This window comes from Caulobacter sp. GW821-FHT11E10, from assembly GCF_058808375.1.
In genome coordinates this window covers 434,944-446,063 of record NZ_JBXARP010000006.1, presented here as the reverse complement: position 1 = coordinate 446,063, position 11,120 = coordinate 434,944, and the positions used below count along the sequence as shown (strand labels likewise).

General features: G+C 68.5%; 8 protein-coding genes and 1 pseudogene. 7 read left to right on the top strand and 2 right to left on the bottom strand.

The genetic code is table 11. From position 1 onward, the window contains the following. Positions 1–322 precede the first annotated feature (322 nt). Positions 323–526 (top strand): annotated as a pseudogene (locus AC1RRV_RS15350) (cold-shock protein); the annotation flags it as partial. 144 nt (positions 527–670) lie between these two features. After that, entirely contained in the window at positions 671–865 is a 195-nt protein-coding gene (locus tag AC1RRV_RS15345; RefSeq protein ID WP_233206781.1) for a cold-shock protein, read from the top strand. A 126-nt stretch (positions 866–991) separates the two neighbouring features. Here AC1RRV_RS15345 and AC1RRV_RS15340 read toward each other — a convergent pair whose 3' ends face one another. Next, on the bottom strand, positions 992–3,280 hold the full coding sequence (locus AC1RRV_RS15340) for an NADP-dependent malic enzyme (RefSeq protein WP_492860509.1): 2,289 nt from the start codon (positions 3,278–3,280) through the stop codon (positions 992–994). 334 nt (positions 3,281–3,614) lie between these two features. Here AC1RRV_RS15340 and uraH point away from each other — a divergent pair, with 334 nt between their 5' ends. Genes uraH through guaD form a run of 5 tightly spaced genes read left to right on the top strand, consistent with a single transcriptional unit; the run spans position 3,615 to position 10,078 of the window. Further along, on the top strand, positions 3,615–3,962 hold the full coding sequence (gene uraH / locus AC1RRV_RS15335) for a hydroxyisourate hydrolase (RefSeq protein WP_492860508.1): 348 nt from the start codon (positions 3,615–3,617) through the stop codon (positions 3,960–3,962). Next, positions 3,962–5,416 carry a xanthine dehydrogenase small subunit gene (gene xdhA / locus AC1RRV_RS15330; protein ID WP_492860507.1) on the top strand — a complete coding sequence of 485 codons (1,455 nt, stop codon included), beginning with the start codon at positions 3,962–3,964 and terminating at the stop codon, positions 5,414–5,416. The genes uraH and xdhA overlap by 1 nt, the downstream gene beginning before the upstream one ends. Further along, a complete protein-coding gene (xdhB, locus tag AC1RRV_RS15325) occupies positions 5,409–7,763 on the top strand; it encodes a xanthine dehydrogenase molybdopterin binding subunit (RefSeq protein WP_492860506.1) in 2,355 nt (784 codons plus the stop codon). Before xdhA ends, xdhB begins: the two co-directional genes overlap by 8 nt. After that, positions 7,756–8,772 carry a xanthine dehydrogenase accessory protein XdhC gene (gene xdhC / locus AC1RRV_RS15320; RefSeq protein WP_492860505.1) on the top strand — a complete coding sequence of 339 codons (1,017 nt, stop codon included), beginning with the start codon at positions 7,756–7,758 and terminating at the stop codon, positions 8,770–8,772. The genes xdhB and xdhC overlap by 8 nt, the downstream gene beginning before the upstream one ends. Further along, a complete protein-coding gene (gene guaD, locus AC1RRV_RS15315) occupies positions 8,759–10,078 on the top strand; it encodes a guanine deaminase (RefSeq protein WP_492860531.1) in 1,320 nt (439 codons plus the stop codon). The genes xdhC and guaD overlap by 14 nt, the downstream gene beginning before the upstream one ends. Positions 10,079–10,159: 81 nt before the next feature. Here the strand turns inward: guaD and AC1RRV_RS15310 are convergent, their stop codons facing one another. Further along, positions 10,160–11,116, bottom strand: a complete 957-nt coding sequence (locus AC1RRV_RS15310) for a nucleoside hydrolase (RefSeq protein ID WP_492860504.1) — start codon at positions 11,114–11,116, stop codon at positions 10,160–10,162. Between the last annotated feature and the right edge of the window lie 4 nt (positions 11,117–11,120).

Below are 11,120 nucleotides of genomic sequence, written 5' to 3'. Positions count from 1 at the left end.
GGGGTGGAGCAGCCCGGTAGCTCGTCAGGCTCATAACCTGAAGGTCACAGGTTCAAATCCTGTCCCCGCACCCAAGGCCCAATACTGTCGTGATCACCCTGTCCGCGCGCGGTCAGGGTTTTTTGCTGCCTTGACGCGCAACTTATAGCGGCATTTTGGCCACGCTCGCCGCTTCAAACGCGAAAATTTCTGGCTGAGGCCGCCTTCTGGCCGATATTCTCCGCTCAAAGCCCATAGCGCGTGGCGCGGTTTTGCGTCATGACTTCCGTCGGAAGGACGCGGGCCGACTATCAGCCCGTCGATTGAGGTGTTTGAGGATAATATGGCGAACGGTGTCGTTAAGTGGTTCAACCCGGCCAAGGGCTTCGGTTTCATTCAGCCCGAGGACGGCGGCCAGGACGTGTTCGTCCACATCGCCGCGGTTGAACGCTCGGGCCTGGCGGGCCTGAACGAAGGTGATCAAGTCAACTACGAGCTGGAAGAAGATCGCCGCTCGGGCAAGACCTCGGCCGGCAATCTGCGTGTTACGGGCCAGGGCGCTGTTCCGGCCGGTGGCGGCGGTGGCGCTCGCGGTGGCGCTCGTCCCCCGCGTAGCTTCGACGCCCCGCGTGGCGGCGGCTACGGCGGTGGCGGCGGTGGCGGCGGCACCGGTGAATCCGGCACCGGCGTCGTGAAGTGGTTCAACACCACCAAGGGCTTCGGCTTCATCCAGCCGGACAACGGCGGCGGTGATATCTTCGTGCATATCTCGGCCGTGGAACGCGCCGGTCTGCGTGGCCTGAACGAAGGCCAGCAAGTCGGCTACGAACTGGAACAGGACCGTCGCTCGGGCAAGACCTCGGCCGGCAACCTGCGCATCCTCTAAGGACGCGCTCCAGCGAAAAGGCCGCCCGGACGGACGGCCTTTTCAGAGGCTTTTGAGAGGCCCCGCCGACGCTGAGGTGTCGGACGGGGCCTTTCGGCATTCTGGAAACCAGGCCGAACGGCGGTGCTAGGCCTCCGCGCGCACCCGCTCCGAGGCCGCCTGGTTCACCGCCAGGGCGGTCAGATTGACGATGCCGCGCGCCGTGACGCTGGGAACCAGCACGTGCAGCGGCTTGGCCATGCCCAGCAGGATCGGACCGACCAGCAGGGATTCGGTGGCGGCGCTGAGCAGGGTCAGACCGATATTGGCCGCGTCCAGGGTCGGCATGACCAGCAGATTGGCCGAGCCCTTCAGCGGGCTGTCGGCCACCAGGCGGTCGCGCAGGTGCTGGGTGAGGGCGGCGTCGGCGTGCATCTCGCCATCGACCTCGAGCTCCGGGGCCTGCTCGCGCAGAATGGCCAGGGCCTCGCGCATCTTGCGGGCGGTCGGCGAATTGCTGGCTCCAAACGAGGAGTGCGAGAGCAGGGCGGCCTTGGGAACCAGGCCGAAGCGCCGCACGGCCTCGGCGGCCAACTGGGTGACCTCGGCGATCTGCTCGGCGGTCGGATCCACGTTCACGTGAGTGTCGCAGAAGAACAGCGTGCCCGTCTGCAGGATCAGCGACGACATGGCGTAGACGCGGCTGACGTTCTCCCGCTTGGGGATGATCGGCAGGGCGTAGGTCATGTGCTGCCACCAGTCGCCGCTGCCGCCGACCAGGGCGGCCTCGACATAGCCGGAGGCCAGCAGCATCGAGGCGGCCACGGTGCGGCGACCCTGGACGCGGCGCTCGGCGGCCGTCGGCGGCACGCCGCGGCGGCCGACCAGGCGCTGGTAGTCCGCGACCAGCGGCGCGAACAGATCCTTGTCGGCCTGCGGGTCGACGATCTCGACCTTGCCGCCGATGTCCAGGCGTAGGCCCATCTGCGCGATCTTGGCCAGGATAACGTCGCGGCGGCCGACCAGCACGGGATGGGCGAGGCCTTCGTCCACCACGGTCTGGACAGCGCGCAGCACGCGTTCGTCCTCGGCCTCGGCGTAGGCGACCTTGACGGGCGCCTTGCGGGCCCGCTCGAACACCGGCCGCATCAGCTGGCCCGAGCGATAGACGAACAGCTCAAGCTCGGCCTGATAGGCGTCGAAATTGGCGATCGGCCGGGTGGCGACGCCGCTGTCCATGGCCGCCTTGGCCACGGCCGGGGCGATCTGCAGGATCAGGCGCGGGTCGAACGGCTTGGGGATGATGTACTGCGAGCCGAAGACCGGCGCGGCGCCGCCATAGGCGCTGGCGACGACTTCGGAGGCCTCGGCGCGGGCCAGCTCGGCGATCGCCTCGACGGCGGCGACCTTCATCGCCTCGTTGATCTCGCTGGCCCCGACGTCCAGCGCGCCCCGGAAGATGAAGGGGAAGCAGAGGACGTTGTTGACCTGGTTGGGATAGTCGCTGCGGCCGGTGGCCATGATGGCGTCGGGACGCGCGGCATAGACCAGCTCGGGCAGAATCTCCGGATCCGGATTGGCCATGGCCAGGATCAGCGGGTTCGGGGCCAGCAGCGGCAGCCACTCGGGCTTGAACACGCGCGGGGCGGACAGGCCCAGGAAGATGTCGGCGCCCGGCAGGACTTCCGGCAAGGTGCGGGCGTCGGTCTGGCGCGCGTAGCGGGCCATGTTCTCGGGCATGTCGGGCTCACGGCCCGCGTGCACCACGCCCTTGATGTCGGTCAGGGTCACGTTGTCGACCGGCAGGCCCATCGAGACCAGCAGGTCCACGCAGGCCAGGGCGGCCGCGCCGGCGCCCGAGGTGACCAGCTTGACGTCCTTCAGGGTCTTGCCCTGGACGAGCAGGGCGTTGCGGACGGCGGCGGCGCAGACGATGGCGGTGCCGTGCTGGTCGTCGTGGAAGACCGGAATGTTCATCCGCTCGCGCAGCTTGCGCTCGATGATGAAGCACTCGGGAGCCTTGATGTCCTCGAGATTGATGCCGCCGAAGGTCGGCTCCAGGGCCGCGACGACGTCGATGAACAGGTCGGGGTCCTTGGCGTCGACCTCGATGTCGAAGACGTCGATGCCGGCGAACTTCTTGAAGAGGACCGCCTTGCCCTCCATCACCGGCTTGGAGGCCAGGGGGCCGATGTCGCCGAGGCCCAGGACGGCGGTGCCGTTCGAGATCACGGCCACCAGGTTGCCGCGCGCGGTGTAGTCGCGGGCCAGGTCGGGGTTCTCGGCGATGGCCAGGCAGGGCGCGGCGACGCCGGGCGAATAGGCGAGGGCCAGGTCGCGCTGGGTGGCCATCCGCTTGGTGGCCTCGATCGCCAGTTTCCCGGGCCGCGGAAGACGGTGATAGTCCAGGGCGGCTTTGCGGAAATCCTCGTCCATCGATCGTTCCTCTAGGCGGCCTGCGCGGCGCGGGTCAGCACTTCGTCTTCGCTGCGAAGTATCAGGCCTTGCTAGCGGGGTTGGCGCGGCAATTCCAACCCTTCGCCTCGGAATATGTGATTTTTCTTGGTACCGGTACCAATGAGGCGTGGCGCAAAGGATCAATTCCAGCTCTCACAAGTAATAAATCTATTATATAATGCCTTCGCTTCGGGCGCCCTTCGCCGCCTTACCCGGCGCTTCTCCTTCCCGCGCGACCTTACGGGGCAAGGTGCTGGACAGGGCGCCCGGAGCACCTGAGCATCGGCTCGACACGACGATCAGAGGGCGGAGCATGAGCGGACTGACGACACACATCCTCGACCAGGCGGCCGGAAAGCCGGCGGCGGACGTCGCGGTGCGCGTGTCGCGGCGCGAGGGGGCGGAGCTCTCGCTGGTGGCGGAATTCCGCACGGACGCTGACGGTCGTGCGCGGCTTGTCGCCGGCGAGGACCTGAAGGTCGGCGGCTACCGCCTGGAATTCGCGATCGGCGAGCACTTCAAGGCGTCCGGACTGCCGGTGACCGACCCGCCCTTCCTGGACGTGGTGGTCATCGACTTCGCCGTCTCGAACCTCGAACAGCACTGGCATGTGCCGCTGCTGGTCTCGCCGTACGGCTATTCGACGTATCGAGGCAGCTGATGGGCGAGACGATCAGGTTCCTGCTGGACGGCGAGGTCCATGAGGTTCGCGGGGCCAACCCGACGACGACCCTGCTGGAGCACCTGCGCGGTCCGATGCGCCGCCCCGGGACCAAGGAAGGCTGCGCCGAGGGCGACTGCGGCTCGTGCACCGTATTGGTCGGCGAGGCGGATGGCGCCAATGGGCAGGGGGCAATCGCCTGGCGGGCAGTGAACAGCTGCATCCAGTTCCTGCCCATGCTGCATGGCAAGGCGCTGATGACGGTGGAGAGCCTGGCTAAAGGCGGTGCGCTCCACCCTGTGCAGCAGGCGATGGTCGACAAGCATGGCTCGCAATGCGGCTTCTGCACGCCCGGCATCGTCATGTCGTTGTACGGCCGCGCGATCGCGGCCAAGGGCGCGGACGCGCCGGTCGCAGAGGTCCTGGCTGGCAACCTGTGTCGCTGCACCGGCTATGGCCCGATCATCGAGGTCGCCAAGGGCGTAAGCGCCGAGGCCGCACCGGCCGTCGACCTGTCCGCCGTCCGCGACGAGTCCATGCTGGAGCTCAGCTTCGAGGACGAGGTTCACGGCGTCACGCGCAAGTGGCTCTCGCCACGCACGGTGACCGAATTGGCCGAGGCCTATCTCGCGCACCCCGAAGCGACGATCGTGGCCGGGGCCACCGATGTCGGTCTGTGGGTGACCAAGCAGCGCCGGCCGTTGCCGGTCCTGATCAGCGTGTCCGAGGTCGCCGAGCTGAAGGCGCTGGACGAGACCGACGACGGTCTGCGGATCGGCGCCGGGGTGCGTTATGTTGACGCCGTCGCGGCGATTTCGAAGCTCTATCCCGACCTTGGCCTGATGATGCGACGCCTGGGTTCCACCCAGGTGCGCAACAGCGGCACGATCGGCGGCAATATCGCCAACGGCTCGCCGATCGGCGACATGCCGCCGGCCTTGATCGCGGCGGGGGCCACCCTGGTCCTGTGCCGCGGCGCGGAGCGTCGCGAAATGCCGCTGGAGGACTTCTTCCTCGACTACGGCAAGCAGGACCGCCGGCCGGGTGAGTTCGTCGAGGCGGTGATCGCGCCGAAGCCGCCGGCCGACCGGATCTTCAAGGTCTTCAAGCTGTCCAAGCGCTTCGACCAGGACATTTCAGCCGTCTGCGGGGCGTTCTCGCTGGCGGTGGAGGACGGCGTTGTCACCGACGCGCGCGTCGCCTTTGGCGGCATGGCGGGCACTCCCAAGCGGGCCAGGGCCTGCGAGGCGGCCCTGATCGGCCAGGCTTGGACCGAGGCGACGGTCGAGGCCGCGATGGCGGCGCTCGACACCGACTATGCCCCGATGAGCGACATGCGCGCCTCGGCGGCCTACCGGTCTCTGACCGCGAGGAATATGCTGCGCAAGGTATTCCTGGAGAGCCAGGATCCCTGCGTGGAGACGCGCGTGGTCCCGGAGAGCGCTCATGGCTGACTCCGCCGCAACAACCCCCGTCCAGGGCGCATCCTTCCAGGGCGTGGCCGCGCCCCTGCCGCATGACAGCGCCGCCCGACACGTGTCGGGCTCGGCCGTCTATATCGACGATCTGCCCGAGCCGGCCGGCCTGCTGCACGTGCATCTGGGCATGAGCACGAAGGCGCACGCCAGGATCACCAAGCTGGACCTCTCGGCTGTTCGCGCCGCGCCTGGCGTGGTGCTGGTGCTGACCGCCCAGGACATTCCCGGCGAGAACGACGTCAGCCCGGTGATCCACGACGACAAGCTGTTTGCTGCCAGCGAGACTTCTGGGGGCGAGGTCTATTGCGTCGGCCAGAGCCTGTTCGCGATCGCCGCCACCTCGATCGCCGCGGCCCGCGCCGCCGCGACCCTGGCCGTCGTCGAGTATGAAGACTTGCCCGCCGCCATCGACATCGCCGCCGCGCGCGCGATGGACCTGAAGATCGAAGCCTCCCAGCGCATGGCGCGCGGTGACGCCCAAGCCGCCTTGGCCGCTTCGCCGCGTCGCGCCCAGGGCCGTTTCGCGATCGGCGGCCAGGACCACTTCTACCTCGAAGGTCAGGTCGCCCTGGCCACGCCGGGTGAGGACGGCGACGTCCACATCTGGTCATCGACCCAGCATCCCAGCGAGGTCCAGCACCTGGTCGCGCGTGTACTGGATCGTCCGCACACGTCCGTCACCGTCGAGATCCGCCGCATGGGCGGGGGCTTTGGCGGCAAGGAGACGCAAGCCTCGCTGTTCGCCGCCGCGGCCGCCCTGGTGGCCGTGAAGACCGGCCGCGCCGCCAAGTGCCGCCCGGATCGCGACGAGGACATGGTCATGACCGGCAAGCGGCACGACTTCGAGGCCGCCTACGACGTCGGCTTCGACGACACCGGCAGGCTGACCGGCCTGTCGCTGGAGCTGGCCTCGCGCTGCGGGGCGACGACCGACCTGTCGATGGCGATCAACGACCGGGCGATGTTCCACGCCGACAACGCCTACTTCCTGCCGACGGTCGAGATCCTGTCGCACCGCTTCAAGACGCATACGGTTTCCAACACCGCTTTCCGGGGCTTCGGCGGACCGCAGGGCATGCTAGCCATCGAGCGGGTCATGGATGCGGTCGCCGCCGCCACCGGCCTCGATCCGCTGGAAGTGCGCCGCCGCAATCTCTACGGCGGCGAGGGCCGAAACCTCACGCCCTACCATCAAACGGTGGAAGACAATGTCGCGCCGCAGCTGATCGACGAGCTGGCCGCCTCGTGCCGCTACGAGACGCGCCGCCGCGAGATCGAGGCGTTCAATCGCGCGAGCCCGGTGCTGAAAAAGGGCATTGCCCTGACGCCGGTGAAGTTCGGCATCTCGTTCACAACCACCCACCTGAACCAGGCCGGGGCGCTGATCCACCTCTATGCCGACGGCTCGATCATGCTGAACCACGGCGGGACCGAGATGGGGCAGGGGCTGCACGTCAAGGTCGCCCAGATCGTGGCCCAGGCCTTCCAGGTCGACATGGCGCGGATCAAGGTCACCTCGACCGTCACCGACAAGGTGCCCAACACCTCGGCCACGGCCGCCTCGTCAGGCGCGGACCTGAACGGCATGGCGGCGCTGAACGCGGCCGAGACGATCAAGGCGCGGCTTGTGGAGTTCGCCGCCAGGAAGTGGGGCGTGGAGCCTCACGACGTCGCGTTCACGCCGGACGGGGTGCGCGTCGGCGGCGAGACCTTCGAGTTCGGCTGGTTCGCCCGCCAGGCCTATCTGGCGCGGATCTCGCTGTCGGCGACCGGCTTCTACGCCACGCCCAAGATCCACTACGACCGCGCCACCCATACCGGCCGACCGTTCTTCTACTTCGCCTATGGCGCGGCGTGCAGCGAGGTGCTGATCGACACCCTGACCGGCGAGATGAAGGTCACCCGCGCCGACATCCTGCACGACGTCGGCAAGTCCCTGAACCCGGCCATCGACCTGGGCCAGATCGAAGGCGGCTTTATCCAAGGCATGGGCTGGCTGACGACCGAGGAACTGGTCTACGACGCCCAAGGCCGCCTGCGGACCCACGCGCCCTCGACCTACAAGATCCCGACCTGTGGCGACCGCCCGGCGCATCTGGACGTGCGTCTCTGGAAGGCCGGTCGCAACGCCGAGGCGACGGTGCACCGCTCCAAGGCCGTGGGTGAGCCGCCGCTAATGCTGGCGATCTCGGTCTATTCGGCGATCAATCACGCGGTGGCGAGTGTGGGGGACTACAAGGTCCTGCCGCAGCTGGACGCGCCGGCCACACCCGAGGCGATCCTGATGGCGTGCGAGGATGTCCGGAGCCGGTCCCGTGCGTAACTGGGCCCGCGCCGCGCTCGCGCGCCTCGACGCGCACGACGAGGCCGCCCTGGTCACCGTCCTGGCCACCGAGGGCTCGGCCCCACGCGAGGCCGGGACCAAGATGGTGGTCTGGCGCGGCGGCCAGTCCGGCACCATCGGCGGCGGCAATCTGGAATATCGCGTCGCCGACCAGGCGCGGCGGATGCTGGACGGCGGCCAGGCCCATTTCGCGATCCAGGACTATCCGCTGGGCCCGCTGCTGGCCCAGTGCTGCGGCGGTCGTGTCCGCCTGTTCCTGGAGCGCCTGAACGACAACAGCCGCGACTGGCTGACCGAAGCCGCCAAGCGCATGGATGCGGCCCAGCCGTTCGAGGTTCGCACGCGCTTCGACCCCGGTCTGCTGACCAAGGTGGTCGCGCCGATCATGGCCACCGACCCCGAAGGCCCCGCCGTCTCGTTCGGCGATAGTCCCGCCACCGCGCGCGGGGCGCGACCCGAGCAGGGCGACGTCATGGTCGAACGCGCCGACGCCCCGCGTCCGCCGCTGCTGCTGTTCGGCGCCGGCCATGTGGGGCAAGCGATCGCCAAGGCCTTCGAGCCGCTGCCGTTCCGTCTATCCTGGTACGACAGCCGGCCCGAGACCGCCGAGATTCCGGGTGTCACGGTGCTGGAACCCGCCGAGATGGCCGCCAAGGCGATGGAGGCAAGCCCTGACGCCTACGGTCTGGTGCTGACTCACGACCACGCCCTGGACTACGCCCTGGTTTCGGCCGGCCTGGCCGGCGGCGGTTTCGGCTATTTCGGGGTCATCGGCTCGAAGACAAAACGCGCCCGCTTCATGAGCCGGTTGCGCGACGATGGCTTCTCGGAAGCCGTGCTGACCCGCCTGACCTGTCCCATCGGCCTGCCGCATCTGAAGAGCAAGGCGCCGGAGGTGATCGCGGTCTCGGTGGCGGCCGACCTCCTGATGCGCCAGGAAGCGGCGCGAGCCCGTAATGACGAAGGCCTGGCCAGTGCAAGCTTATAGGGCGTCGATCCTCCACCTGCTGGACGATCCGACGAGGAACGCGGAGGCCGTGGCCTTCCATGACGACGGCCTGTTGCTGGTCGAGGATGGCCGCGTGGTCGCCTGCGGGCGCTATGCGGAGCTCTCGTCCCGTCTCGGCGACACGCCCGTCGAGGACCTGACCGGCCACCTGATCACCCCGGGCTTCGTGGATACGCACATCCACTTCCCGCAGGTCGACATCATCGCCGCCCACGGCAAGCAACTGCTGGACTGGCTGGAGCAGCACACCTTCCCGGCCGAGGCCGCCTTCGCCGATCCCAAGCACGCGGCCGAGACGGCGGCGTTCTTCGTCGACGAGCTGCTGCGCAACGGCACGACCACGGCCCTGGTGTTCGGCTCGGTGCACAAGGTCTCGGTCGACGCCCTGTTCGCCGAGGCCTTCGCGCGCGACATGCGGCTGATCGCCGGCAAGTCGCTGATGGACCGCAATGCGCCGGAAGGGCTGACCGACACGGTCGAGAGCAGCCGCGCCGACATGGAGGCCCTGATCGCCGACTGGCACGGCAAGGGGCGGTTGGGCTACGCCGTCACCCCTCGGTTCGCGATCAGCTGCAGCGACGAACAGCTGGCCATGGCCGGCGAGGTGCTGGCGGCGCATCCCGACGTCTGGATGCAGACCCATCTCTCGGAGAACCTGCACGAGATCAAGGAAACGGCGCGGCTGTTCCCCGAGGCCAAGGATTATCTCGACGTCTATGACCGCTTCGGCCTGCTGCGCCAGCGCTCGGTCTTCGCCCATTGCGTCCACCTGAAGGGTGAGGCCTTCCAGCGGATGGCGGCCAAGGGCGGGGCGGTGGCGTTCTGTCCGACCTCGAACCTGTTCCTGGGCTCGGGCCTGTTCCCGCTGGAGGAGGCCTGCACGCTCGGCGTGAAGGTCGGCATGGGCACGGATGTCGGCGCGGGCACGACCTTCTCGATCCTCCACACCCTGGGCGAGGCCTACAAGGTCGGCCAGCTGCGCGGCGATGCGCTGGACCCGTTCCACGCGCTGTACCTGGCGACCCTGGGCGGTGCGCGGGCGCTTGATCTGGACGACAAGATCGGCAACCTGGCGCCCGACAAGGAGGCCGACTTCGTGGTGCTGGACCTGGCCGCGACGCCGCTGATGGCGCGCCGGCTGGCGGGAGCCAAGAGCCTGGAGGACCGGCTGTTCGCGCTGACGGTGCTGGGCGATGACCGGGTGGTTGCCCGGACGTACCTGGCGGGCGTGGAGCGCTGGCGCAAAGATGCTCCCCCGTTGGGGGAGCTGTCGCGGAGCGACTGAGGGGGCCATCTCGGCATAGGCCGCGCTGCCCCCTCCGGCCCTTCGGGCCACCTCCCCCAGAGGGGGAGGATCTTGCTGGCGCTACGTCTTCATCGTGTCGGCGTAGAGCTTCAGCAGGCGATCACCATCGACCCCCACGGTCGCCGCCTGGATCGGCTGGTCGTCCCAGGCCGAGGGGCCGAACAGCTCGCCCTCGACCTTCTGGCAGCTCTGACCCAGGGCGACGCCCTCGGTGACCACGCGGACCGAACCGCGACGCACTTCGAACAGGGTCGGATCGATCACGAAGGCCACCGCCGCGGCGTCGTGGACGCAGCAGCCGACGATGCCGTCGCGGCCGCCGTAGAAGGCGGCGTAGGGCTTGGAGATCTCGTTCAGGAACACGCCGGCGTCGCCGCCTGAGGCCGCCAGGGCTTCCATATAGGCCGGCGACATCACCACCTGGGTCGTGACGTCCAGGCTGACGGCGGTCAGGTTCCAGGGCGCGGTGAAGACCTGGTCGGCGGCCTCCGGATCGTTCCAGATATTGGCCTCGGCCACCGGCGTGACGTTGCCCGGCTTGCCGGCCACGCCGAACGCGCCGCCCATGATCACCACGGACTTCAGCAAGGAGGCGACCTCGGGATCGGCCTTCAGCGCCAGGGCCAGGTTGGTCAGCGGACCGACGGCGCACAGCACGACCTCGCCCGGATACTGGCGGGCCAGGTCGATGATCGCCTGGTGGGCCGGCTTGGTTTCGGGCTGGGCCGGGACCAGGCCGGCCAGCTCGACATCGCCCAGGCCGTTCTCGCCGTGCACGAAGGTCGGCGACGGATTGCGCGGCCGGGTCAGCGGCTTGTCCGTGCCCTTGAACACCGGCGCCTTCAGCCCGAAGCGCTGCTTCAGATAGAGGGCGTTGCGGGTCGTGGTCTCGATGTCGGAATTGCCGAAGATGGTCGTCACCGCGATCAGCTCGAGGGCGGGGCTCGCCTCGATGAACAGCAGCGCCATGGCGTCGTCGATGCCGGGGTCGGTGTCGAAGATGATCTTGGTCGTCATGAGC

Bases quoted from the DNA above. Each gene is read 5' to 3' on its own strand.
- uraH (WP_492860508.1), top strand. From the start codon at position 3,615: ATGAGCGGACTGACGACACACATCCTCGACCAGGCGGCCGGAAAGCCG.
- AC1RRV_RS15310 (WP_492860504.1), bottom strand. From the start codon at position 11,116: ATGACGACCAAGATCATCTTCGACACCGACCCCGGCATCGACGACGCC.
- xdhA (WP_492860507.1), top strand. From the start codon at position 3,962: ATGGGCGAGACGATCAGGTTCCTGCTGGACGGCGAGGTCCATGAGGTT.
- AC1RRV_RS15340 (WP_492860509.1), bottom strand. From the start codon at position 3,280: ATGGACGAGGATTTCCGCAAAGCCGCCCTGGACTATCACCGTCTTCCG.
- xdhB (WP_492860506.1), top strand. From the start codon at position 5,409: ATGGCTGACTCCGCCGCAACAACCCCCGTCCAGGGCGCATCCTTCCAG.